Genomic DNA, 23,559 nt, shown 5'->3' with positions numbered 1-23,559 from the left:
TGCCCGTTCCGGTCCCCGGCGGGCTCGCCCCCGGCGCAAGCTCCGCCCCCGTCCCCGGCCCCGTACGAGAGGTGGACCTCGCCGTGCTCCGGCAGCACCCGCCGCTGTCCTACCCCTTCGAGCCGGTCGGACTCGAACTCCACCCCCACTACGCCGAATTGCGGGAGCGGCCGCTGACCCGCGTCCGGCTGCCGTACGGCGACGGGGCGTGGCTGGCCACCCGCTACGAGGACGTGCGCACCGTACTGGCCGACCGGCGCTTCAGCCTGGCCGAGGCGATGGGCCGGGACCAGCCCCGGATGCGCCCGGTCGCCCGCACCGGTGCCGGTCTGTTCTCCACCGAGCCGCCCGAACACACCCGGCTGCGCTCACTGGTGGCCCGGGAGTTCAGCGCCCGCCGGGTCGAGCGGCTGCGCGACCGGGCCCGCGAGCTGGCCGACGGGCTGATCGACGCCTTCGTCGCGGCCGGCCAACCGGCCGACCTGGTCGGGGACTTCGCCGTGCCGATGCCGACCACCATCATCTGCGAGCTGCTCGGCATCCCCGCCGAGGACCACCGGATGCTCTGGGCCTGGGCCGAGACGGTGCTTTCCGCCGTCACCCCCGGTGAGGTGCTGGCCGTCGAGGGCCGGGCGTTCATCGAGTACCTGGCCGGTGTGCTGGACCTGCGCGGACGCGAGCCCGGCCCGGACCTGCTGACCGTGCTGGTCCGGGCCTGCCGCGAGGAGGGGCTGATCACCGAGGAGGAGCTGCTCTCGATCGGCTGCGACCTGCTGATCGCCGGCTTCGTCTCCACCACCAACCAGATCGGCAACTTCTTCCACCAACTCCTGGTCAATCCAGACCAGTTGCAGCAGCTGCGAAAGCAGCCCGAGCTGATCCCGAAGGCAGTCGAGGAGCTGATGCGCTACGTGCCGCTGCTCACAGGGTTCAGCCTGCCCCGGTACGCCACGGCCGATGTGGAGCTGGGCGGTGTGACCGTTCGGGCGGGCGAGGCGGTGATGATCGCCACCGCCGCGGCCAACCGCGATCCGGAGGTCTTCGAGGAGCCCGAGCGCCTCGTCCTGGACCGTCCGGGCAACCCGCACATCGGCTTCGGCCACGGCGTGCACTACTGCATCGGCGCCCACCTGGCCCGGCTGGAGCTCCAGGTGGCGATCGAGACGGTGCTGGACCGGCTGCCCGGCCTGCGGCTGGCCGTCCCCGAGAGCCGGCTGCGCTGGAAGGAGGACGCCATGGTGAACGGCCTGCAGGCGCTCCCGGTCGCCTGGTGACCACCCCGGGAGGTGCGCCCCCACGAAGGACCCACCTCCGCGACCACGCAACGGCAACGACGAGGAAGGCCAGGGAATTGGCACGGGACAAGGCGCCAGAACGCCGACGGGAATCGATGATCATCATCGGTGGCGGCCTGGGCGGGCTCTCCACCGGCTGCTACGCCCGGATGAACGGCTACCGCACCCGGATCTTCGAGATGCACGAGATCCCCGGCGGCTCCTGTACCGGCTGGGACCGCAGCGACTTCACCTTCGACTGGTGCATCAGCTGGCTGCTCGGCAACGGGCCGGGCAACGAGATGTACCAGATCTGGCTGGAGCTGGGCGCGCTCCAGGGCAAGGAGATGCGGCACTTCGACGTGTTCAACATCGTCCGGGGCCGGGACGGCCGGGAGGTCCGCTTCTACTCCGACCCGGACCGGCTGGAGTCCCACCTGCTGGGGATCTCCCCGGTCGACGCCGTCCCGATCCGGGAGTTCTGCGACGGCATCCGGACCTTCCAGAAGGCGCTGGCGGTCTACCCGTTCCTCAAGCCGGTCGGGCTGATGCGCCGGTCCGAGCGCTGGCGGATGCTCGCCTCGTTCCTCCCCTACTTCGGCACCATCCGCAGGTCGATCAGTGTGCTGATGACCGACTACGCGCTCCGGTTCCGCGACCCGCTGCTGCGCGAGGCGTTCAACTTCATCCTCTACGAGAAGCACCCGGCCTTCCCGGTGCTGCCGTTCTACTTCCAGCTCGCCTCGCACGCCAACCGGGCCGCCGGGGTGCCGGAGGGCGGTTCGCTGGCGCTGGCCCGCTCGATCGAGCAGCGCTACCTCGGGCTCGGCGGCGAGGTGACGTACAACGCCAGGGTCGAGGAGATCCTGGTCGAGGACGACCGGGCGGTGGGCGTCCGGCTGAGCGACGGCCGCGAGTTCCGCGCCGACGTCGTGGTCTCCGCCGCCGACGGCCACACCACGGTGATGAAGCTGCTCAAGGGCCGCTACCTCAACGACACCTACCGGCGGCTCTACACCTCGCTGATCGACGAGCCGGGCCAGCTCTCGCCAGGCTACGTCGCGCTCTTCCTCGGTCTGCGCCGGCCGTTCCCGACGGGCGACCCGTGCACCACCTACCTGCTCTCCGAGCGGGAGACCGCCGGTCTGACCGGCATCCGCTGCCCCAGCATGAACGTGCAGTTCCGGACCCGGCACTACCCGGAGCTGGCACCCCGGGACTCCACCGTGGTCTTCGCCACCTACTTCTCGGACATCGCCCCCTGGCGGGCGCTGCACCAGGGCCCGGAGCAGTTCTCGCGGGTACGGCGCGGCGAGGAGCTGCACACCCTGCCGGTCAAGCACGGCCGGGAGTACACGGAGGCCAAGCGCCGGGTCCGCAACGGGATCGTCGCCTTCCTGGAGGAGCGGTTCCCCGGCTTCGCCGGGGCGGTGGCCGTCGCGGACGTCTCCACCCCGCTCACCCAGGTCCGCTACACCGGCGTCCACGACGGCACGTTCCCGGGCTGGAACCCGTTCGTCGAGGGCGCCGAGACGATGGAGAAGGAGATCAAGCGGCACGGCCCGGTCCTGCCCGGGCTGTCCAACTTCTACCTCTCCGGGGTCTGGGCCACCATCGGCGGCCTGATCCGGGCCGCCGCGGCCGGCCGGCACGTGATGCACTTCGTCTGCCGGGACGACGGGCTGGAGTTCACCGCCTCGGTCGACCTCGGCTCGCCGCCGCCGACCCATCTGATCCTCCCGGTCGACCCGCCGGCGCAACCGGCCGAGCTCGTCGAGGAGAACCCGTCCACCAGCACCGTTTCGACAGGGGCCCTGGCATGAAGATCGAGAAGTGGGTGGTCCGCGAGCACCTCGACGGGGTGCCGGACGTCAACCGGATCTACCGGAAGGTCGTCGAGGACGTCGAGGTCCGGCTCCGCCCGGACGAGATGCTCTTCCGCACCCGGTACGTCTCGGTGGACCCCTACCAGAACGGGCTGGCGCTGGAGACGCCGATCGGCGACCACATGGGAGCCGACTCGGTCATGGAGGTGGTGGAGGCCGGGCCGGAGGCCGCCTTCGGGGTCGGCGAGCTGGTCCAGGGCTTCGGCGGCTGGCGCAGCCACGTCGTCCACAACGGGGCCGAGGAGCTGTGGCGGACCGGCGCCTTCCCGATGGTCTTCCCCGCCTACCGGCGGCTCGACCCGGCCGACTACGACGAGCGGCTGCCGCTCTCCACGGCGCTCGGCATCATGGGCGCGCCGGGGATGACGGCCTGGGGCACGATGACCAGGTTCCTGGAGGTCCGCTCCGGGGACACGGTGGTGATCAGCGGTGCCTCCGGCTCGATCGGCACCCTGGTGGCCCAGCTGGCCCGGCTCGCGGGCGCCGGCCGGGTGGTCGGCACCACCGCCTCGCCCGGCAAGGCCGAGTACCTGCGGGAGCTGGGCTTCGACGAGGTGGTGCTGTACGACCAGGCGGACGACGCGGAGACGGTCCGCCGGGAGCTGCTCGCCGCGGCCCCCGACGGGGTCGACCGCTACTTCGACAACCTCGGCGGGACGGTCACCGACGCGGTGTTCACCATGCTCAACGTGGACAGCCGGGTGGCGGTCTGCTGGCAGTGGGCGACCACCGTGAACGGCGAGCTCACCGGGCCCCGGCTGCTGCCGTACATCATGTTCCCGCGCACCACCGTCCGCGGGATCTTCGCCCAGGAGTGGTTCACCGGACCGCTGCTGGCCGAGATGCACCGGGACCTCGGCGGCCTGGTCCGCGAGGGCCGGATCCGCTACCACCAGACCGTGCACAAGGGCTTCGACGAGATCCCGAAGGCCTACCGGAGCCTCTACCTGGACCGCGAGGCCAACCGGGGCAAGGTGCTGGTCGAGGTGTGAGCGGTCCGAGCGGCGAACGGCCGGTGGGAGGGGGCCCGGAGCCTCCCTCCCACCGGCCGGCCGGTCGTTGCCGGTCACCCGCCGTCGGTCACACCTCGTAGGCCGACCCGGCGCCGGTCACCCGCCGCCGGTCACTCGTCGTCGAAGTCCGGACCGCCGTCGACGTCCCCGTCCGGGGTGCCGCTGATCGCGTAGCCCTGGCGGCGCGCCTCGTAGCAGGCCACCGTCGCGGCGGCCGAGACGTTCAGCGAGCCGACCCGGCCCAGCTGCGGGACGAACACCACCTGGTCGCAGAGGCTCAGCGCCTCCGGCGTGATGCCGCGGTCCTCGTGGCCCAGCACGAAGGCGACCGCCGGGGTCAGCTGGGCGGCGAACATCGGCACCGCCTCGTCCGCCAGCTCCAGGCCGACCACCTTGAAGGCGTCCGCCTTGGCGGCGGCCACCGCCTCGCCGACGGTCGGGAAGTGCTCGACCTTGAGGTACTTGTCGGTGCCCATCGCGGCCTTCTGCGCGCCGGACGAGCGCACCGACGGAGTGTCGCCGGTGAGGTAGAGCTTCTCGGCGCCCATCGCGGCGGCGGTCCGGACGACCGAGCCGACGTTGAACGGCGACTGCAGGTTCTCCAGGATCAGCGCGAGCCGGAACTCGTTGCTGCGCCGCCACGAGCGGTGCAGCCGCTTCAGTTCGGTCCCGCGGAGCTGCTTCACGTCGTCGTACCTCGTCCACTCTCGGGGCCCTCACCCTCCGGGCGGGGCCGCGCTTCCAGAATCCGGAACCCGTTGACCGACGTGACCCGGGTGGTCGGGTAGCCCTGCTCGTTCAGCCACTTCTGCAACGAGTCCGAGCCCAGGTTCTTCTGCACCACCAGGAACGCCGAGCCGTCCGGCGTGAGCCGGCCGAGCCACTGGTGCAGCAGCCGGCGCAGGGCGGCCTTGCCGATCCGGATCGGCGGGTTGGAGTAGATCGCCGCGAACCGCTGGTCCGCCGGGACGTCCTCCGGCAGCGCCGCCTGCACGTTGCCCAGCCCGAGCCCCTTCGCGTTGAGCCGGACCAGCTCCAGCGCGCGGGTGTTGACGTCCACCGCCCAGACCGGCAGCCGCTTGCGGCGGGTCGCCCAGGTCAGCGCGATCGGGCCGTAGCCGCAGCCGACGTCCAGGATCGGGCCGCGGACCCGCGGCGGCGGCGCGTGCTCCAGCAGGATCCGGGTGCCCGGGTCGAGCCGGCTGCGGGAGAACACCCCGCTGTCGGTGGTCAGTTCCAGGGTGAGGTCCGGGAGGGTCACCGTGATCGGGCGGCGGTCGCTCTCGACCTCGGGTGCACCGGTGAAGTAGTGCGAGCCGGACATGATTTCCCCGTCGTTCGTAAGGGCCTCGGGGCCACCGGGTGGGTGTGGGTAAGCCCTGCTGGTACGGCACTGATCGTACCCCCGGGCGGCCGGGACCCCGGATTCCGTCCGGCCGGGCGGCGGCCGCCGGGCGGGCCCGGCAACACGCCGGGCGGCCGTCGGCGCATCGCGCCCGGGCGGCGGTCGGCGGATACTTCCAGTACCCGGGGCGGGCCCGTGGGAGCCTCCGAGCAGCAAGGACGGATGCCATGCCGCAGAATCACGAGGACTACCTGGACGAGGTCGCCGAGGTGGTGGAGCCGGACGAGGAGCCCGAGGAGGGCGACGAGTACGACGAGCTGGCCGAGCGCCGCGCGCTCGGGGCGGACCCGGCCACCGAGGTCGCCGACGTCGCCGAGCAGAGCCGGATCGTCCAGCTCGACGAGGACGAGTACCGCGAGTAGTCGCAGGGGGCTTTGGGTTCCGCCGCCGCCGCGAGCGGACGCGGCAGCCGTCCCTCGGCGTGGCGGCCGCCCGCCGCCCTCGCTACAGCGCGCCGCGCCGCTGCAGCCAGGCGAAGGCCGCCCACCCCGGCAGCACCGGCAGGACCAGGGTCAGCAGGCGGTAGAGCGCCACGGCGGCCAGTGCGCCGCCCTCCTCCATCGACGCGGAGTGCTCCAGCAGCGTCACCAGCGCGCTGTCCACCGCGCCGGCCCCGCCCGGGGTCGGCGCCGCGTTGCCGACCGCGTTGCCGATCAGGAAGACCACCGCGACCGCGGCGAAGGCCGGCTCCCGCCCGACCGCCCGGGCACAGCAGTACAGACAGGCGACCAGGCAGAGCGAGACCAGCAGCTGACCGGCCACGCCGACCGCCAGCCGCCCCGGACTGCGCAGCAGCTCCACCAGGCGGGGCAGCACCTCGGAGGTGAGCGGCCGCAGCCGGGCGGCCAGCCAGCGGCGGGCCGGCGGCACCGCGGACACCAGGGCCAGCAGCACGCCCGCCCCGACCAGCCCGCCCACCACGGCGGGCAGCGCGTCCAGCTCCGAGCCGCCGGGCTCCATGCCCATCAGGTAGACGAACGCGCCCAGCTGCAGCAGGTGCAGCACCAGCCCGAAGAGCTGGCCGACACCGACGGTCGACAGCGCCTGGGCGGTCGGGATGCCGGCCCGCTGCAGGAACCGGGTGTTCAGGGCCACCCCGCCGACGCCGCCGGGCGACACCAGCTTCACGAAGGAGCCGGCGACCTGCGCGTACACCGCGTTGCGGAAGTCCAGCCGCTCGGGGACGAAGCCGACGAAGCCCATCGCGGCCGTGACGTGGCTGGTGGCGGCGGCCAGCAGGGCCAGCACCAGCCAGAGCGGGTCGGCGTCGGCGACGGCGGCGATCGGGTTCTGCTCGGTCGCGAACAGCTGTGGCAGCAGCAGCCAGCCGGCCACCACACCGCCGCCGACGGCGAGCAGTGTCCGCGGCCGCAGCCGCTCCACCTTGACCGCCCGGACCGGCGCCTGCGGCTGCGTGCGCAGGACCTCGGCACGGATGGCGTCCAGCAGCTCCACCGGCGGCGCCGCAGGGGTGGTTGCCGGTTGCGGCTGCTCCGCCGCGGCGGCCCGGGCGGCCGCGGCCGCCCGCCGGAGCTCCCGCCGGGTGGTGCCGGCGAGCGCGATCGGCTGGAGCAGCGGGAGGGCGGCGGCGACCGTGTCCGCACCGAGGACCGCGACGGCCGTGCGCACCGCGCGCTCGGCCCCGGTGCGCAGGGCGAAGGTGGCGAGCAGCTGGGCGGTGTCGCAGCGCAGCACCAGGTCGCTCGCGGCGATGTCGCCGTCGGCGAGGTCCACCAGGTGCACCGCGCCGGCGTCGTCCACCAGCAGTGCGGAGGGGACCAGTGCCCGGTGCGAGATCTCCCGCCGGTGCAGCAGCGCGAGCTGGGACCACGCGTCGGTGAGCAGCGCGTCGGTCAGCTCCTCGTCGGCCAGCCGGTCGAGGGTGCGGCCGGGCAGGTACTCGTAGGCGACCAGCGCGGTGTCGCGGCCGAGCTCCGCGGTGGCGGCGATCCGGCGGGTGCGGACGCCGGCCGCGACGGCCGCGTACGAGACCAGCGCCTCGTGCTCCAGCCCGGTGCGCAGCGAGCGCAGCGCCCGGGGGTGCGGGGCGGTGCGCAGCCGCATCCGGCGCCAGGCGCGCTGGACCAGGGCGGCGGTGACGGCCTGCCGGTCGAGCAGCTGGACGTCGAGGTCGGGGCGGCCGGCCTCCTGGGTGACCAGGTAGCGGTCCGGGCCGGCCGGGAGGGCGGCGACCGGGCGCAGCCCGGCCTCGCGCAGGCTGCGCAGGAGCTGCGCCGGCCGGGGGCGCGGGTCGGGGGTGCCGACGGCGTAGCTGGTGCCGTGCGCGGCGGTCCAGCCGATCAGCAGTCCGAGCAGCAGGGCGGTGGGGGTGGCGTACCCGGCGGCCAGGCCGGCGAGGGCGGAGGCTGCGAGGGTGAGCCGGGGGAGCCGGCGCTCGCGGGCGCCGGAGGCGGCCAGGAAGGCGAGCACCGGGGCGAGGTAGCCGTAGACCGGTTCGGTGTGCGCCAGGCCTCCGCCGGGCAGCCGTTGGGTGAGCGCGGCGACCAGGGTCGGGGAGGCGGCCTCGTCCACCCAGAGGTCGAGCGCGAGCGAGATCCCGTAGGCGAGGACGGCGGCCAGCAGACCGTCGGAGAGGTGCTGGAGGGTGCGCCGGCGGTCGGCCGGGGCCGAGGTCAGCCGGCGGGCCGCCGAGTAGGCGGGGACCAGCAGCAGGGCGGCGGTGGTCAGGCCTCCGGCGAGCCCGGCCAGGGTGCGCGGCACCAGTTCGGCGGCCTGCGCGACGTCGCTGGCGATGCCGGAGGTGGTGGCCCGGGCGTAGTCGGCGAGCAGCAGGGTCAGGGTGATCGCGGCGACGCCGGCCAGCAGTCGGATCAGCGCCACCGGCTGGCGGAACCGGCCGGTGTCGGCCGGGCCGGGCGCCGCGTCGCCGCCGGGCCCGCCCGGTCCGGGTATGCCGCCGGACCGGGCACCGCCCGTGTCGCTGTCCACTCTCCCCGTCACGATCGCCACGGTTGGCATGCTCCCATGGCCCGGCCCGGGCGCGGCGGAGAACCCTTGACCCGGGCGGTCCGGGGTGGTCCCGCCGGTCGGGTGGCCCGGGCGGTCCCGGAGCTCCCGGTGGTCGGGCGTACCGGTCGGCCCGGGCGTACCGGGCGTACCGGGCGGGCGCCCCGGCCTGCCGGGCCGCCGGATGGGTCACGCCTGCCGGGTGGGCAGGGCGACCAGGTGGCGGAGGTTGACGTGCCGGGGCCGGGTGACGGTGTAGCTGATCAGGTCGGCGATGTCCTCGGAGGTCAGGGCCGGGATCGCGGCGAACATCCCGCCGAGCTGCTCGCGCAGTACCGGGTTGTCGATGTGCCCGCCGAGCTCGGTGTCGGTCAGCCCGGGCTCGATCGCGCTGACCCGGACGTCGCGCGGCCCGAACTCGGTGCGGAGCGCGGTGGAGAGCTGGGTCAGCGCGGCCTTGGTGGCGCCGTAGACGGCGTAGTCGGGGAAGGCGACGTGCGAGGCGATCGAGGAGACGTTGACCAGGTCGGCCGGGCGGCCCTCGGCGGCGGCCTCGGTGAGGTCGGCGGCGAAGGCGCGGACGATCCGCAGCGCACCGGTGAGGTTGGTGTCGATCATGCGGGTCCACTCGTCGATCCGGCCGTCGGCGACGGGGTTGGGCAGCATCACGCCGGCGTTGTTGACCACCAGGTCGACCGGGCCGAACGCGTCGTGGACGGCCTTCACGGCGGCGTCCACCGAGGCCTGGTCGGTGATGTCGGCGGTGACGGCGAGCGCCCGGCCGCCGGCGGCGCCGATCTCGGCGGCCAGCGCGTCCAGCCGCTCGGTGCGGCGGGCCAGCAGCGCGACATGGGCCCCGGCGGCGCCGAGCAGGCGGGCGGTGGCCTCGCCCATGCCGCTGGCGGCTCCGGTGACGACGGCGGTGCGGGTGGCGAGGGCGGGGTAGCTCATCGGGTGCTCCTGCTCGGGTGCTGCCGGCGCTCGGGGAAGCCGGGCGGTTCGGCCGGTGCGGACCGCCCCGGGGCGGTCCGGCCGGGCCGCGGCGGCCTGGCCGGACTCACTCTGCCGGCGCCGCGACCGGCCACCCAGGGCTGCGTCCGACCCGGGACGGCGCAACCCGGGAAGGGCCATCCTGGGAACGCCGTTACCACCCTCGCCCGGGCCGTCCCGGTCTACGCTGCCGGGCATGGAGAACACCGTGGGGGACTTCCTCCGTTCGCGTCGGTCCCGGATCCAGCCCGAGGAGGTCGGCCTGCCCGCGCACGGCCGCCGCCGGGTGCAGGGGCTGCGCCGCGAGGAGGTCGCCCAGCTCGCCGGGGTCAGCGTCGACTACTACGTCCGGCTGGAGCAGGGCCGCGGCGGCAGCGCCTCCGACGCGGTGCTGGACGCGGTGGCCCGGGTGCTGCGGCTGGACGAGGTGGAGGCCGCGCACCTGCGCGCGCTGGCCCGTCCGCCGCGCCGGGCCGACGGCGGACCCGGCCGCCGTCAGGTGCGCGACGGCACCCGCCTGCTGCTGGACCTGATGCCCGGCGTGCCGGCCTTCGTCCTCGGCCGGCGGATGGACGTGCTCGCCTGGAACGCCCTCGGCGACGCCGTGAACGGCTTCTCCGCGCGCCCGGCCGGCGAGGTCAACGCAGCCCGCCACACCTTCCTCGACCCGGCCGCCCGGGAGTTCTACCCGCAGTGGGAGGCGGTGGCGGCCGAGACCGTGTCCTACCTGCGGCTGGATGCCGGGCGGTACCCGGAGGACCCGAAGCTGGCCGCGCTGGTGGGCGAACTCTCGGTGCGCAGCGAGGAGTTCCGCCGGCTCTGGGCGGACCACCAGGTGCGGGAGAAGACCCACGGGACCAAGCTGATCCACCATCCGCTGGTGGGCGAGCTCGACTTCGGCTACGAGACGCTGGCCGTCAACGGGGCGGCCGACCAGCTGTTGGTCGCGTACACCGCGCCGGCGGGGTCGCCCACGGCGGAGCGGCTCGCCCTGCTGGCGAGCTGGCGCGCCGACGGCGGGCAGGCCGTCGGTACGCGGGTCGTCGGTACGCAGGACGGAGCGGCGAGGGCCGGAGCGGCGCGGGCCGGAGCGGCTCGGACCGAAGGGGCGGGGGCCCCGGGCGGGCCCGCGGCGGACTGACCGGCAGGGCGTGTCTTGGACCCGCGGGCCGGGGCGCCGTCACTACCCTGCGTCCATGAGCGCCTGCGAAGACCTCACCGCGGCACCCCTGGACATCGAACCCCTCCCGCCGGTCGACGGTTGCGCCGACTGCCTGGCCCAGGGGCGCCGGGACTGGGTGCACCTGCGCATCTGCCTGGACTGCGGCCACATCGGCTGCTGCGAGTTCTCGCCGCAGCGGCACGCCATCGCGCACTTCCACAACAGCTCCCACCCGGTGGTCCGCTCCTACGAGCCGGGGGAGGACTGGCGCTGGTGCTACGTGCACGAGGTCATGGGCTGAGCCGCACCGGACGGGCCCTGCCGCCCGAGCCGCCGGAGGCCGAGGTGTCGACGGACGAGCCGCCGGCGGCCGAGGAGGGGCGGCCCGGGCAGGGCGGGAGGTCAGGCCGACCGGGTGGGCGAGCTCAGGTGTAACCCGGCTAAAATCCGGACATAACGCCCGTGCGGCCCTCCCGGTCGGCGCATGTCCGGCCGGTGACCGCCGAAGGGAGGCCCACGATGGCCAAGTCGATGCCGAGCAGCAGCACCAAGCTCCGCCGGGGCACCCAGGACCTGCTGGAACGGCGGGGCATGGCGACGAGCCCGAGACCGCTCCCGCCGCGGCTGCGGACCGACGCCCCGTCCTCCGCCGGTGCGTCCTCGGGCGGATCCTCCTTCCGCCACGGCGGGCGCGACGTCGAGGTGGCGGCCATGCACTCCGCTCCGGCGATGCACGCCGAGCTCAAGGGCCACCGCCACCGCGGTGCGGAGAAGCACTCCGCGCATTAGGTCCTGCCCAGATACTGCCCCCGGCGGCCCGGCGGCCCGGCGGCCCGGCGGCCCGGCGGCCCGGCGGCCCGGTCGGACGGGGCCCGGGCGGCGGACCCGCACCCCAGGGGCGGGAGTCGAGCACCGGCTCCCGCCCCTGACGCATGCTCGGCGACCGGCCCCGGGCCGTCTCGGGGTCGGCTGGGGGACGGGTGGGGGACCGTCCCGGATGGCCGCTGCGCCCGGCTCCCACAGACTCGTTCCCGGAAGCGATCACCGCCCGTCGGACGAGCCCGAGTTGGAGCCCCAGTCGATGAACACCCCGCAGCGTGAAAGCCGTTGGACCACCCTCGCGATCTCCGGTGCGCTGGTCGCGGCCGTCGCGGCCGGTGCCGCGACGCCCGCCCTGGCGGCGGACCGGCCCGCGGACACGGCGGCCGTCGCCGCCGCCCGCCCGGCCGCGCCGGTGGACCGGGCGGCCCTCTCGCGGGCCCTCGCCGACCTGCCGGCCGGCATCACCGGCGCGCTGGTCCGGGTCGACGGTCCCGGCAGCCGGTGGTCGGGCGCGGCGGGCGGCGTCCCGGCGGACGCGCGGTTCCGGATCGGCAGCATCTCCAAGGTGTTCACCGCCACCGTGGTGCTCCAGCTCGCCGCCGAGCGGCGGCTCGACCTGGACGGCACCGTCCAGCAGTACCTGCCCGGCCTGCTCCCGGCGGCGTACCCGCCGGTCACCGTCGGCCAGTTGCTCGACCACACCAGCGGCCTGCCCGGTGGCGGCGGGCTGACCTCCGGGGACGGAACCGAGCGGTGGTTCGCCGAGCACAAGGCGGACTCCTGGACCCCGCAGCAGGTGGTGGCGGACGCCGTCCGGCAGCCGATGGGCTTCGCGCCGGGCACTGCGCAGCAGTACAACGGCATCAACACCCTCGTCGCGGGGATGCTGGTCGAGAAGGCGACCGGCCGCTCCTTCGCCCAGGAGGTGCAGGCCCGGATCACCCGCCCGCTCGGCCTGCGGGACACCTTCGTCCCGGCGCGCGACGACCTCGCCGTTCCCGGCCCGCACGCCACCGCCTTCCTCGACGTACCCGGCCCGGACGGCGGCCGGGTGGACGTCACCGAGCAGAGCCCCTGGCCCTGGGCGGAGGGCGGCATGATCTCCTCCGCCGCCGACCTGGACCGGTTCATGACCGCGCTGCTGCGCGGCCGGCTGCTGCCGCCGGCCCAGCAGGCGGAGCTCTTCCGCGTCCCGGACGTGCCCAACAACCGGAACAAGAACTGCGAGGTCGGCCCGACGGCCGGCCACGCCTGCTTCAGCAAGGGCCTGATGAGCGCCACCCTGCCCAACGGCACCGTGGTCTGGGGCAAGACCGGCTCCCGGCCCGGCTACTACAGCGGCGTCTTCGCCACCAAGGACCTCAGTCGCAAGGTGGTCCTGACGCTCAACCCGACCGGCCTGAACGGCGCCGAGTTCCCGAAGGTCTGGGAGATCGTGACCGCCTCCTTCGGCTCCGGCCAGGTGTACGAGGCCAAGTAGCGGCAGGTCGGGTGGGCGGGGTGAAGCAGTCGCAGACCGGGTGTCGGTCCCCTGCGGTACGGTCGGTCCGATCGTTGGCGGTGGGTGGACACGGGGGCGCGTGATGGCCGATCTGATGACCGGGACGGAGGAGCCGCTGGAGCTCCGGCTGGAGCGGTACCGGACGGAACTGACCGGCTACTGCTACCGGATGCTCGGCTCGGTCTTCGAGGCGGAGGACGCGGTCCAGGAGACGATGGTCCGCGCGTGGCGCGGCCACCAGGGCTTCGAGGGGCGGGCCGCGCTGCGCTCCTGGCTCTACCGGATCGCGACCAACGTCTGCCTGGACGCGCTGAACGGCCGCAACAACCGGGCCCGTCCGATGGACCTGGCCGGCCCGTCCACCGTGGCCACCGCGAGCGGGGCCCAGCTGTCCGAGGTGTTCTGGATCGGGCCCGCGCCGGACGGCCGGGTCCTGCCCGAGACGGGGGACCCGGCCGAGGTGGCCGCCCAGCGGGAGTCGGTGCGGTTGGCCTTCGTCTCCGTCCTGCAGCGGCTGGCGCCCCGGCAGCGGGCGGTGCTGATCCTGCGCGAGGTGCTCGGCTGGAAGGCCGCCGAGGTCGCCGAGCTGCTGGGCGTCACCGTGGCCTCGGTCAACAGTGCGCTGCAGCGGGCCCGCGCGGTGCTCGCCGCGGACGCCACGGCCTCCCGCCCGGCGCCCGCGCTGGACGACGACCACCGGGCACTGCTGGCCCGCTACGTCACGGCCTTCGAGGCGTACGACATGGACGGTCTCGCGGCCCTGCTGCACGAGGACGTCACGCTCAACATGCCGCCGTACGAGATGTGGCTGCAGGGGCGGGGCGAGATCCGCGAGTGGATGCTCGGCCCGGGCTGTGGCTGCCGGGGTTCGCGGCTGGTGCCGGTGGACGCCAACGGAAGCCCGGCCTTCGGGCAGTACCGGCCGAGCCCGGACGGCGGCCACGAGCCGTGGGCGCTCATCGTGCTGGAGGTGTCAGCGGGGCGGATCACCGGGCTCACCAACTTCCTCGACACCGATACGGTCTTCCCGCTCTTCGGGCTGCCGCCCCGGCTGGACGCCTAGGCCGGGGCCCGCGCAGACCGGGCCGACCTCGCCGAGCGGGCCGGACGGGGGCGGGTCGAACGGGGGCGGTTCGGACCGACGCGGGTCGTCCGTCGCGCCGGGCGGGTCGTCGTCAGGCTCCACCGGCAGCACTCCGGCGAGGCCGGCGAACGCGAGCAGCTCCCGCAGCGGGCCGCTCGCGTTCCTCAGGACCACCCGGACGCCGTGCCGGGCGGCGGCGAGCCGGAGCCGGGCGAGCGCGTCGACGACGGCCAGGTCGGCGGCGCCCGGGCCGGCGGCGGGCAGGGCGTCGAGGTCGCAGGTCAGCCGCGGTTCACGCACCGGGTCCGGGGCGCGGGGAGGTGTCCGGGCGGGTGCCGGATCCGGTGCGGGGGGTGTCGTTCGGTAGGTGTCCACAGAGGTCAGACCGGCGCGGTGGGCGCGGCTCATCGGCCCGGCGGGAGATTCGCTGAAGAATTCTCCCGGGGAGCGATGAGTTCCGGCCGCGCCCCCGGTCCAACCCTGTGAGAGCGACACACCGAACCGCGAGCACGAGGAACACCCCATGACCGAGAACCTTGGCGAGCTGACCATCACCCGCGAGCTGCCCGGCACCGCGGCCGCCGCCTTCCGGGCCTACCTCGACCCGGAGCAGTTCGTCCGCTTCTGGGGCCCGGCCGGCATCCACGTCCCGCTGGACACCGTGACGATCGAGCCGCGGGTCGGCGGGCGCTACGACAGCACGATGGTCGTCGACGCCACCGGCGACCGGTACCCGATGAAGGCCGAGATCGTCGAGCTCCGCGAGGGCGAGCTGCTGGCCGTCGTCGAGGCGAGTGCCGGGATGCGCTCCACGCTGACCTTCCGGGACCTCGGCGACGACCGCGCCGAGGTGGTCCTGCACCAGACCGACGTGCCGGACCGGTACAACGGCCCGGACGCCGTGGCCGGCCTCAACTCCAGCTTCGACCGCCTGGTCGAGCACCTGGCCGGCCGGGGCTGATCCGTGGCGTTCGGGGGTGCGCAACGGCTGTGTTCGAGTCGGGCGCACCCCCGGGCCGCGGAGGCGTGGAGGCGGGAGTCCGTGGAGGCGTGGAGAAGTCCGCGGAAATAGTAGCCATGGCAACAGTAGCCATGTACTGTATCTGTCATGAGCGAGAACGTGATTCCGCAGAAGGGCCCGACGCCGGGCTTCCTGGTCTGGCGGCTGTCGACGCGGTGGCGCACCGCCGTCGACCGGGCGCTGGCGCCGCTGGGGCTGACCCACGCGCAGTACACGCTGCTCGGCTCCCTGCACGGGATGCACCGGTCCGGGCAGCGGCCGAGCCAGCGCCAACTGGCCGACCACACCGGGCTGGAAGCGCTCTACGTGTCCAAGATCGCCCGGTCGCTGGAGGCTTCCGGCCTGATCGAGCGGACTCCGGACCCGGCCGACACCCGGGCGGTCCGGCTCTCGCTCACCACCGAGGGGGAGCAGGCCGCCCGCCGCGCGGTCGCCACCGTCCAGCTGCTGCTCGACCGGCTGCTCGCGCCGCTGGGCGGCCTGGGCGGGGAGCGGACCGCGGCGTTCGCGGCCGAGCTGACCGCACTGCTCGACGTCCCGCTGGACGTCGCGCTCGACATCCCGCTCGACGACCGGCTCGGCTGACCCGTCCCGCCGGACGTGCCACGGGACTGCCCTGCCGAAGCAAGGCGAAAGCCCGCGCCACCCGAACCGCTCAGCACACCTGCTCGATGACCTGCTGGATCTGTCGAAGGAGTGACCTCATGTCCACCACTGTCGCCGTCCTCAACGGCCGGACCATCGGCCTCGCCCACTACGCCACCCGCGCGGTGGCGGAGACCGTTTTCGAAAGCCTCGGCCTGACCTTCCACCAGGAGGTCGCGATCAATGGCCTCGGCGACCGGCCGGAGGGTGTCGCCGGCCGCGACCACCTGATCGCCCGGCTCACCGATGGGCTGAAGATCGACGCCGCGGCCGCCGACGCGGTGATCGAGCAGCTGCTCGACGCCGGCCTGGCGACCGCCTCGGGCGGCGACGGCGGCGGCCCGGCCGTCCTCGCCCTCACCGAAGCCGGGCGCGAGATGCACGGCCGGATCCAGGACGGGGTGAAGCGGATCGTGGCCCGGATCTACGGTGACCTTCCCGCCGAGGACCTGGCCGTCGCCGCCCGCGTCCTGACCACCGTCACCGAGCGTGCCAACGCCATCCTGGCCGAAGCCTGACGCCCGCGGCCGGTGCCCGCCCCGGCGCCTGTCCTGCCCCGGCGTCGGCCCCGACGCAGTGTCGGCCCCGCCCCGGCGTCGGTCCCGCCCGCGTGCCGCCGTCCGGCCGACGGGCGGCGGGTGCCGGATGGCAGAGTGGGCGCGGAGACCCGTTCTGCGTCGGAGGAGGACCACCGTGTCGGCTGAGCCGTTGAAGTCCCGGGAGGAGTGGCTGGCGTCCCTGCCGCGGATCTACGCGGCGGCCGGCTGCGTGCTGCGCGACGAGTCGGGGCGGATCCTGATCGTGAAGGCCGGATACCGCGAGCACTGGCAGTTCCCCGGCGGGACGATCGACCTCGGCGAGGGGCCGGCCGAGTGCGCGGCGCGCGAGCTGGAGGAGGAGACCGGGATCGTCCGGTCGGCCGGCGACCTGCTTGCCATCTCCTGGACCCATGCGTCCGGTGAACTCGACCACCCCGCCGAGCACTTCCTCTTCGACTTCGGCACCGTCCCGGACGGCACCCCCGTGACCGTCCCGGCCGGCGAGCTCGACGACCACCGCTGGGCCACCGATCAGGAGGCGCTCGAACTCCTGGGCCCGGCCCGCTCGTTGCGGCTGCGGGCGGCGACGGAGGCCGCCGTCGACGGGCGGGTGCGGATCGTCACCACCCACGTGTCCGGCTTCTGAGCACCGGTGCGGGCCCCGGCCGCCCGGGGTCCGCACCGTCCGCACCCGCCCGCGTCTCAGGCCCGGTCCGTGTCGCCGGCATCGTCCACGTCGGTCGCGCGGGCCGCGATGAAGGCGGCCACCGCCTCGGAGACGAAGACCTCCACCTCCGGCTTGTCGACGTGCAGGTCGCCCAACGGGCCCTCGCCGTGCTCCAGTTCCAGCAGCGCGAGCAGGATGTGCTCGGTGCCGACGTAGTTGTGGCCCAGCTTGAGCGCCTCGCGGAAGGTCAGCTCCAGCGCCTTCTTGCCCTGCGCGTCGTACGGGATCAGGCCGGGCACCTCGTCCACGGGCGCCGGCAGCACGGCCGCCACCGCGGACCGGACGGCCTCGGGCGCGACGCCCTGGGCGGCGAGCGCCTTGACGGCCAACCCCTCCGGCTCGGCCAGCAGGCCGAGCAGCAGGTGCCCGGTGCCGATCTCGGCGTTCCCGGCCGTGCGCGCCTCCTCCTGCGAGGCCATCACGACGCTCCGGGCCCGGTCGGTGAACCGGCTGAACCCCTGGGAGGGGTCGAGGTCGGCCGGGGTGGCCGGATCCTTGGGGACGAACCGCTTCTGGGCGGCCTGCTTGCTGACGCCCATGCTGCGGCCGATCTCGGTCCAGGACGCGCCGGAGCGGCGGGCCTGGTCGACGAAGTGGCCGATCAGGTGGTCCGCGAGTTCGCCGAGGTGGTCGGCGGCGATGACCGCGCCGGAGAGCTGGTCGAGCGCGTCGCTGTGAAGGTTCTTGATCGCCTCGATCAGGTCGTCGAGGCGCAGCGGAGTGGTCCGGGGAACGGCTGAATTCTCCATGCGTCAACCGTAGGTTGTCGATGGATGGGCGTCAACCTGTCGTTGACGATGGTGGGAGTTGGGTCTGCATTCCCTCGGGGGCCGAGCCGTTCCCGAGCGACCGGGAGGGCTTCGACAGGGTCACCATGGCCGGCTTCTTCACCGCGCACGCAGCCCGGCACCGCGCGGACTTCGCGGGGAGCCGGATCGCGCTGGACCCCGGGCTGGCCGACCGGCTCTGGTGGCCGGACCGGAGGCCGGGGCGGGCGGCGTCGGGTGGCGTCGGGCGGTGGCGGCGTTGCGTCGGCACGCCGCCCCGGGTGCGCCGGTGGGCGTCAGGCGCCGAGCAGCCGGGCGCGGACGGCGGCGAGGCCGGCCGGGTCGACGCCGGCGGCGCGCAGGTAGCCGGCCGGCTCGAACCCGTCGAGGGCGGCGAACAGGGCGGCCTCCGCGGTGGTCCCGGCCTCGGCGAGCACCGCGTCGATCCGGCGGTACTGGTCCGGCAGGCCGAGCATGCCGTACAGCGGGCGGACGTTGGGGGCGCTGAGCAGGTAGTCGGCGACGATCTCGGTGGGCTCCACGCCCGCGAGGGCGAGCAGCAGCAGGGCGGCCAGGCCGGTGCGGTCGCGGCCGGCGCCGCAGTGCACGACCAGCCCGCCGGGCCGGGCGCCGGCGATGGCGGTGACCAGTTCGGCGGCGGCGTGCGGGCAGTGGTCCAGGTAGGGGCGGAACGCGAGCGGGGTTCCGTCCAGCCTCCCGTGGGCCTCCCACCAGGCGGGGCCGGCCAGTTCGTCCAGCGGGACGCGGATCAGCTCGATGCCCTCGGGCAGCGGGAGGAGCGGCTTGTACTCGGCGATGTCGCGCAGGTCGACGACGGTGCGTATGCCGTGGTCGAGGAGGGCGTCCCAGCCCTCGGCGGTGAGGCGGTCCAGGTTGTCGGCCCGGACGACGGCGCGGTGGGCGGTGCGGGCGCCGTCGGTGGTCGGGAGTCCGCCGAGGTCGCGGACGTTCAGGCAGCCGTCCCAGACCAGGGTGCGGTCCTCGGTGGTGGTCAGCGCGTCCGTCCGGCTCATCGGGGCTCCCCGTTCTCGTCGGGGGTCCGTTACCCCCTCGTTATAGAGAGGACTCCCGGGCCGTCCCGATGGTTCCTCGACTTCGCCGGATGTTCGACGGATCGTCAGCGGATGTTCGTGGGCGGATGGATCGGGGCGGGCGTTCTGACCTGCACGTCTCTCAGCAGTCGGTGGGACGGTCGGCCTCGGCGCGGACCAGCTTCTCCATCGGGTCGGCGGCGATCTGGCCGAGCACGGCACCGGCGGCGATCGCGCCGACCAGGAAGACCGTGGAGAGCCAGGCCATGGTGGAGACCGGCAGGGTGAACGCGCCGACCACCCGGGCCACGCACTCGGTCAGCAGAGCGGTGCCCCAGATGGTGGAGAAGAGCCGCTCGTGGCGGCGGAAGCTGCGCGAGCCGGCCGCCCGGCCGCCGGCCAGCCGGTGCCAGGCGTCGGAGCGTGCCCGGTCGCCCTTGGTGAGGAAGGGCATCAGCGCCGAGGACATCAGCGGCCGGCCGAGCAGCACCGAGCCGAGGATCGCCAGCGCGATGGTGGCGCTCAGCGCGCCGTCCTTGGCCAGCATCAGCCGGGCGTCGCCGGTGACGGTGGTGAGCGCCAGGCCGACCACGTTGACGCCCAGCATCATCGAGGCCCACAGGTTGAGCTTCCGTTCGCGGAGCAGGCCGACGGTGGTCCGGACGGCGGGGATGGCACCGCTCCACGCGAGGGCGGCGAACTCGCTCATGCCGAAGGCGGAGTGCAGCAGGTAGTAGCCGGCCAGCGGGGCGGCGACGTCGAGGACCAGCGGGCGGAGGGCGTTCGGCGCCTTCGCGGCGGGGGCCGGGGCGGCGGTGGTGGCCGGGGCGGCGGTGACGGCGATGGCGGTGACGGCGGGGGCGCTGAGGGTCTGGCTCACGGTGGGTCCTCCCCGGACTGGGTGGTCGGCCCGCGGGCCCGGTGCCCGCGTCGTGCCTCCAGTTTTCCGGCCCGACCCTCCGTCAGAGCAGTGCCGTCCGTTGCGGGATCCGCATGACAGTTGTCACGGTCCGCGTCATGACAGCGCCTCCGACCTGCGGTTCCTCCGGCCGGGGCGGGGCCGTCCGGGGCGGGCGTTCCGGGGTGCATCCGGGGTGCACGTCAGGGGTGCAAGGTCCGGGACGCGGGCGGACATGCGGGTGGCCGTGCGGGCGGGCCGCGCGCAGCCGGGGCTCAGGACGGGAACGACCAGAGCGCGCGGCCGAGGGTGTCCAGACAGCGCACCGTGTCGAAGCGGTCGTCCCCGGCGGAGCGGAACCCGCGGGCGACGCCGTGCAGCACGGTCCGGGCGACCGCGTCCGCCCCGGTCCAGGCCCCGGTGAGGTCGAGGCGCCCGTCGACCAGCTCGGCCCGCTGGATCCGGGCCACCGAGGCACCCAGCAGGACGGCGTTGACCTGCTCCAGCTCGGCGGGGGAGAGGTAGGTCTCCCCGCCGCCGCTGCGGTCCCGCTCGATCCGGCGCAGCAACTCGGGCAGGCCGTAGTGGCGGACGGCGGCGACCGAGTCGTCCAGCGCGACCCGCCAGCGGGGGCCGGGCAGCACCTCCCACCAGATCTCCTCGCCGACCGGCAGCACGTCGCCGATCCGGGCCCGCCAGACCTCGATGCCGTAGCCGGTGCGCGGGTCCGGGCGCAGGCCGGGGAGGCCCGCGGCGGTCCAGTCCGCCTTGCGCACCAGGCTGAGGCCGAAGGTGAAGCGCACCCGGTCGTCGGGGCTCGGCCCGGTCGGCCGGGTCGGCCCGGTCTGCTCGACCAGGCCGAGCAGCGCCCAGTGGGTCCGGTCGGGGAGGCTGAAGCTCCGGCGCCACCCGGCGAGGCCCAGGGCGCGCAGGGCGGGCGCGAGGTGGTCGCGCAGTCCCTTCGCGTAGAGCTCGCGGGCGGTCGTCATCGTGCTCCCAGTCGTGGTGAGGGGTGGCGTACGGGCGGCGTGGTTCCGCGGTCGCGGGCGGGTACCGGGCCGGTGCCGGGCGGTCGCCGGGCGTGCCGGTGGAGGGCGCAGGGTACCGGCGGCCGCGGGTGCGGCCGGCCGACGGCCTGGCCGGCGGAGGCGGTGGGAGTGGCGCGGGAGGGGTCCGCGGGGTCGGTCCGGACCGCCCGGCCGCCCTCCACGGTAGGCGGGAGGCCGTCCGCGGGGCCGCGGGCGAAGGCCCGCCGCACGACCGGCCGCGAGGCCCCTGACCTGCGGCCCTTGGTCCGGACGGCCGAACGTCCGGCAGACCCGGGCGACCCGCCGGGGAGTCCGGCATCGTACCCGGAGCCGGGCCGTCGGGCGGGCGCCGGAGCCTCCGGTCGCCCCGGCGGCTCGGACCGATCACCCGGATGGCGCATGATGTGGCGGGTGCAGAGTGCAGAGCGCCCCGGAGCGGGCACCAACAGCCCCGTCGGCCGGTCCGGACCGGTACCGACGTCCGGCCCACCGCCCGGTCCACCGTCCGCCCGGCCCCCGGGCGCAGCCCCGACCGACCTGACCGCCGCCGTCCGAGCCGCGCAGGACGGCGACGAGGAGGCGTTCCGGCTGCTGTTCCGCAGCGTGCAGCCGGGCCTGATCCGCTACCTCCGGGTGCTGATCGGCGGCCGGCCCGAGGACACCCAGGACGCCGAGGACATCGCCTCCGAGGCCTGGCTCCAGATCGCCCGCGACCTGCCGTCCTTCACCGGCGACGGGGACGGCTTCCGCGGCTGGGCCGCCACCATCGGCCGCAACCGCGCCCTGGACCACCTGCGGGCCAAACGCCGCAGACCGGTCGCGGACCTCCCCTTCGAGTACCTGGGCGAGCTGGCCGCGGGGGACGACACGGCGGGCGCGGCGATGGCCGCCGTCGGCACGGCGGACGCGCTGGCGCTGATCTCCCGGCTGCCGCACGACCAGGCCGAGGCCGTGCTGCTGCGGGTGGTGATGGAGCTCGACGCGGAGAGTGCCGCGCGGGTGCTCGGCAAGCGGGCCGGGACGGTGCGGATGGCCGCGCACCGGGGGCTGCGGCGGCTGGCCAAGCTGCTGGAGCAGTCCTTCGCGTCCGGGGTCGGGATCCCGGCGCAGCAGATGGCCCAGCAGGCAGCCCGACGGGCGGCCTCGACCACGGTGCAGCAGCCGACCGGGCAGCCGGTGCCGCACCAGTCGGGCCGGGTCGGACGGGGGGCCCGGCGGGGCTCCGGAAAGTCCGGCGAAGAAATTTCTTCGCAGGGTGTGACAGAACGCAGGGCCGCGACGCTGAAGGACATGAGATGAGCACCAACCGATCCCGTCGGATCGACCGCGACACGGCCGAGCAGCTGCTTGGCGGCGCCGTGGGCGGCCCGTCGGCCGGGCAGGACGCCTCACTCACCGGACCGGACGTCGGCACCGGGTCGACCGGACTGCCCGCGGGCGGGCCGGTGGACCGGGTGGCCCGCGTTCTGGCCGCTGCCTCCGCCCCGGCGGTGGCGGAGGAGCTCTCCGGCGAGGAGGCGGCGCTGGCCGCGTTCCGGGAGGCCCGTCTCGCGCCCGTCCCTGCTGTATCCGCCGTACCTGCACCCGTCCGGAGACGATCGATGGCAACCGCCGCGCTGGCCAGGGCCTTCAGCACGAAGGCCGTTGCCGTCGTGCTCGGCGCCACCGCGCTCGGCGGGGTGGCGGTCGCGGCCGGCACGGGCAACCTGCCGTCGGCGCTCGGCGGCGGGTCCGAGGACCGCGGCCGGACGCCGGTCGTCCCCGCGGCCACCGGAACGTCCGCACCGGGGACGAAGTCCGGCGCGGCGGCCGCCTCCTCGGCCGCGCGGCAGCCCTTCGACGGTCCGTCGACCACCGGTGGCGGGCCCTCCGCCGGGGCGGGCCGGCAGTCCGCGCCGGGTGCGCCGTCCTCGACCCCGGCCAACGGGGAGACCAAGGGCGGTCCGAACGGCCTGGCCGCGCTCTGCCGCGGCTTCACCGACCGGACGGGCAAGGGCGAGCGCCCGCGCCTGCTCACCGCGGACCCGCAGTTCGCCGCGCTGGTCGCGGAGGCCGGCGGCGCGGACAAGGTGGAGGAGTACTGCGCGAACGTCCTGCGGCGCGCCGGCGAGGACGACCGCCGGAACTCCTCCCAGCAGTCCGGCGGCGCCTCCGGCAACGGGGGCAACAACGCGGGCGGCACCCAGGACGGCAACCAGAACGGCAACCAGAACGGTGACGGCGGCAAGACCTCCGGCTCCGGCTCCGGTGGTTCGGGCGGCTCCGGCTCCGGTGGGAACGGCGGCAAGGCCACCGGCACCCCCGTGCTGCCTCCGCTGCCGACGCTCGACGACCCGCGGCCGAAGCCCGACCGGACCGACAAACCCGCCGAAGCCTCACCCAAGAGGTGACCCGAGACTCCGGATGGGCGGCGAGCGAATCCCCCCGGGCCCGCCGCCCATCCGGGAAGCACCACCGCAGTGCCCGCTCCACCCGCAGACCGTACGACCCGCAGTAGCTCCACCGCCCGAAGACCCCGGGTGGCCGGTCGGCTCCCCCGTGCCCACCGTCCACCCGGCCGGCCCCGGCCGGACCGCAGGCGCACCCCCCGGACGCGCCGCGGTCAGGCCGGGACCGGAACCGTCGGCCCGTCCGCCCCGCAGTCGGGGGGGGCGCCGGCCCGCGCGAACCGGGGAGGCTGCGGCGGGATCGGCCGCGCCGCAGGTGTCGGAGAAGCGGTGGGACCCCATGTCGGGGGTGTGGAATGCGGGGTGGTGGGTGGCGGCGGGGGCGGCGGCG

General features: G+C 75.0%; 24 protein-coding genes. 15 read left to right on the top strand and 9 right to left on the bottom strand.

Annotated elements, in window-relative coordinates; all coding sequences use genetic code 11:
- Positions 1 to 83: 83 nt before the first annotated feature.
- The 3 genes from ACIPSC_RS18370 to ACIPSC_RS18360 all read left to right on the top strand — a co-directional run bounded on the left by ACIPSC_RS18370 (position 84) and on the right by ACIPSC_RS18360 (position 4,152).
- Positions 84 to 1,274 carry a cytochrome P450 gene (locus tag ACIPSC_RS18370; RefSeq protein WP_400826843.1) on the top strand — a complete coding sequence of 397 codons (1,191 nt, stop codon included), beginning with the start codon at positions 84 to 86 and terminating at the stop codon, positions 1,272 to 1,274.
- A 116-nt stretch (positions 1,275 to 1,390) separates the two neighbouring features.
- On the top strand, positions 1,391 to 3,097 hold the full coding sequence (locus tag ACIPSC_RS18365; protein WP_400826773.1) for a phytoene desaturase family protein: 1,707 nt from the start codon (positions 1,391 to 1,393) through the stop codon (positions 3,095 to 3,097).
- Positions 3,094 to 4,152, top strand: coding sequence for an MDR family NADP-dependent oxidoreductase (locus ACIPSC_RS18360; protein WP_400826772.1), 1,059 nt, complete (start codon positions 3,094 to 3,096; stop codon positions 4,150 to 4,152). The genes ACIPSC_RS18365 and ACIPSC_RS18360 overlap by 4 nt, the downstream gene beginning before the upstream one ends.
- A 131-nt stretch (positions 4,153 to 4,283) precedes the next feature.
- Here ACIPSC_RS18360 and ACIPSC_RS18355 read toward each other — a convergent pair whose 3' ends face one another.
- Both ACIPSC_RS18355 and ACIPSC_RS18350 read right to left on the bottom strand, forming a co-directional pair.
- A complete protein-coding gene (locus tag ACIPSC_RS18355) occupies positions 4,284 to 4,859 on the bottom strand; it encodes a TrmH family RNA methyltransferase (protein ID WP_400826771.1) in 576 nt (191 codons plus the stop codon).
- On the bottom strand, positions 4,856 to 5,497 hold the full coding sequence (locus ACIPSC_RS18350; RefSeq protein ID WP_400826770.1) for a class I SAM-dependent methyltransferase: 642 nt from the start codon (positions 5,495 to 5,497) through the stop codon (positions 4,856 to 4,858). Before ACIPSC_RS18350 ends, ACIPSC_RS18355 begins: the two co-directional genes overlap by 4 nt.
- Positions 5,498 to 5,745: 248 nt before the next feature.
- Between ACIPSC_RS18350 and ACIPSC_RS18345 the strand changes: the two genes are divergently transcribed.
- Positions 5,746 to 5,940, top strand: coding sequence for a hypothetical protein (locus tag ACIPSC_RS18345; protein WP_313764447.1), 195 nt, complete (start codon positions 5,746 to 5,748; stop codon positions 5,938 to 5,940).
- Between the two features lie 82 nt (positions 5,941 to 6,022).
- Here ACIPSC_RS18345 and ACIPSC_RS18340 read toward each other — a convergent pair whose 3' ends face one another.
- Entirely contained in the window at positions 6,023 to 8,548 is a 2,526-nt protein-coding gene (locus tag ACIPSC_RS18340) for a lysylphosphatidylglycerol synthase domain-containing protein (protein ID WP_400826768.1), read from the bottom strand.
- A gap of 186 nt (positions 8,549 to 8,734) precedes the next feature.
- Positions 8,735 to 9,496 (bottom strand): SDR family oxidoreductase, encoded by a 762-nt coding sequence (locus tag ACIPSC_RS18335; protein WP_400826767.1) that lies wholly within the window; start codon positions 9,494 to 9,496, stop codon positions 8,735 to 8,737.
- A 235-nt stretch (positions 9,497 to 9,731) separates the two neighbouring features.
- On the opposite strand from ACIPSC_RS18335, the gene ACIPSC_RS18330 reads away from it, so the two are divergent.
- The 5 genes from ACIPSC_RS18330 to ACIPSC_RS18310 all read left to right on the top strand — a co-directional run bounded on the left by ACIPSC_RS18330 (position 9,732) and on the right by ACIPSC_RS18310 (position 14,083).
- Positions 9,732 to 10,676 (top strand): helix-turn-helix transcriptional regulator, encoded by a 945-nt coding sequence (locus tag ACIPSC_RS18330; RefSeq protein WP_400826766.1) that lies wholly within the window; start codon positions 9,732 to 9,734, stop codon positions 10,674 to 10,676.
- A 55-nt stretch (positions 10,677 to 10,731) separates the two neighbouring features.
- Entirely contained in the window at positions 10,732 to 10,998 is a 267-nt protein-coding gene (locus ACIPSC_RS18325) for a UBP-type zinc finger domain-containing protein (RefSeq protein ID WP_400826764.1), read from the top strand.
- 218 nt (positions 10,999 to 11,216) lie between these two features.
- Positions 11,217 to 11,486 (top strand): hypothetical protein, encoded by a 270-nt coding sequence (locus tag ACIPSC_RS18320; protein WP_400826763.1) that lies wholly within the window; start codon positions 11,217 to 11,219, stop codon positions 11,484 to 11,486.
- A gap of 292 nt (positions 11,487 to 11,778) precedes the next feature.
- Positions 11,779 to 12,999, top strand: a complete 1,221-nt coding sequence (locus ACIPSC_RS18315) for a serine hydrolase domain-containing protein (protein WP_400826762.1) — start codon at positions 11,779 to 11,781, stop codon at positions 12,997 to 12,999.
- 103 nt (positions 13,000 to 13,102) lie between these two features.
- Positions 13,103 to 14,083: a sigma-70 family RNA polymerase sigma factor gene (locus ACIPSC_RS18310; protein WP_400826760.1), complete on the top strand. Its 981-nt coding sequence runs from the start codon at positions 13,103 to 13,105 to the stop codon at positions 14,081 to 14,083.
- Here ACIPSC_RS18310 and ACIPSC_RS18305 read toward each other — a convergent pair.
- Positions 13,994 to 14,404 carry a hypothetical protein gene (locus ACIPSC_RS18305; protein ID WP_400826759.1) on the bottom strand — a complete coding sequence of 137 codons (411 nt, stop codon included), beginning with the start codon at positions 14,402 to 14,404 and terminating at the stop codon, positions 13,994 to 13,996. The two genes, ACIPSC_RS18310 and ACIPSC_RS18305, sit on opposite strands and share 90 nt — an antisense overlap.
- Positions 14,405 to 14,627: 223 nt before the next feature.
- On the opposite strand from ACIPSC_RS18305, the gene ACIPSC_RS18300 reads away from it, so the two are divergent.
- The 4 genes from ACIPSC_RS18300 (at position 14,628) to ACIPSC_RS18285 (ending at position 16,955) form a co-directional block, all read left to right on the top strand.
- Positions 14,628 to 15,065, top strand: coding sequence for an SRPBCC domain-containing protein (locus ACIPSC_RS18300; protein ID WP_400826757.1), 438 nt, complete (start codon positions 14,628 to 14,630; stop codon positions 15,063 to 15,065).
- Positions 15,066 to 15,212: 147 nt separating this feature from the next.
- Positions 15,213 to 15,710: a MarR family winged helix-turn-helix transcriptional regulator gene (locus ACIPSC_RS18295; protein ID WP_400826755.1), complete on the top strand. Its 498-nt coding sequence runs from the start codon at positions 15,213 to 15,215 to the stop codon at positions 15,708 to 15,710.
- Positions 15,711 to 15,829: 119 nt separating this feature from the next.
- Positions 15,830 to 16,288, top strand: a complete 459-nt coding sequence (locus ACIPSC_RS18290) for a hypothetical protein (protein WP_400826754.1) — start codon at positions 15,830 to 15,832, stop codon at positions 16,286 to 16,288.
- A gap of 175 nt (positions 16,289 to 16,463) precedes the next feature.
- The gene (locus ACIPSC_RS18285; protein ID WP_400826753.1) at positions 16,464 to 16,955 is read left to right on the top strand and encodes an NUDIX domain-containing protein; all 492 of its coding nucleotides are present in this window, start codon (positions 16,464 to 16,466) and stop codon (positions 16,953 to 16,955) included.
- Between the two features lie 56 nt (positions 16,956 to 17,011).
- Here the strand turns inward: ACIPSC_RS18285 and ACIPSC_RS18280 are convergent, their stop codons facing one another.
- The 4 genes from ACIPSC_RS18280 to ACIPSC_RS18265 form a co-directional block, all read right to left on the bottom strand.
- Positions 17,012 to 17,785, bottom strand: a complete 774-nt coding sequence (locus tag ACIPSC_RS18280) for a Clp protease N-terminal domain-containing protein (protein WP_400826751.1) — start codon at positions 17,783 to 17,785, stop codon at positions 17,012 to 17,014.
- Positions 17,786 to 18,099: 314 nt separating this feature from the next.
- Complete coding sequence (locus tag ACIPSC_RS18275; RefSeq protein ID WP_400826750.1) at positions 18,100 to 18,837, bottom strand: tyrosine-protein phosphatase; 738 nt, start codon at positions 18,835 to 18,837, stop codon at positions 18,100 to 18,102.
- Positions 18,838 to 18,997: 160 nt separating this feature from the next.
- Entirely contained in the window at positions 18,998 to 19,735 is a 738-nt protein-coding gene (locus ACIPSC_RS18270; protein WP_400826749.1) for a VC0807 family protein, read from the bottom strand.
- Positions 19,736 to 20,028: 293 nt separating this feature from the next.
- Positions 20,029 to 20,742, bottom strand: coding sequence for a hypothetical protein (locus ACIPSC_RS18265; RefSeq protein WP_400826748.1), 714 nt, complete (start codon positions 20,740 to 20,742; stop codon positions 20,029 to 20,031).
- A 441-nt stretch (positions 20,743 to 21,183) separates the two neighbouring features.
- Here ACIPSC_RS18265 and ACIPSC_RS18260 point away from each other — a divergent pair, with 441 nt between their 5' ends.
- Both ACIPSC_RS18260 and ACIPSC_RS18255 read left to right on the top strand, forming a co-directional pair.
- On the top strand, positions 21,184 to 22,080 hold the full coding sequence (locus tag ACIPSC_RS18260) for an RNA polymerase sigma factor (protein WP_400826841.1): 897 nt from the start codon (positions 21,184 to 21,186) through the stop codon (positions 22,078 to 22,080).
- Positions 22,077 to 23,171, top strand: coding sequence for a hypothetical protein (locus ACIPSC_RS18255; protein ID WP_400826746.1), 1,095 nt, complete (start codon positions 22,077 to 22,079; stop codon positions 23,169 to 23,171). The genes ACIPSC_RS18260 and ACIPSC_RS18255 overlap by 4 nt, the downstream gene beginning before the upstream one ends.
- Positions 23,172 to 23,559 lie beyond the last annotated feature (388 nt).

This window comes from Kitasatospora sp. NPDC090091, assembly GCF_044747365.1.
Lineage (GTDB): Bacteria > Actinomycetota > Actinomycetes > Streptomycetales > Streptomycetaceae > Kitasatospora.
This window is presented reverse-complemented; position numbering and strand designations above follow the sequence as displayed.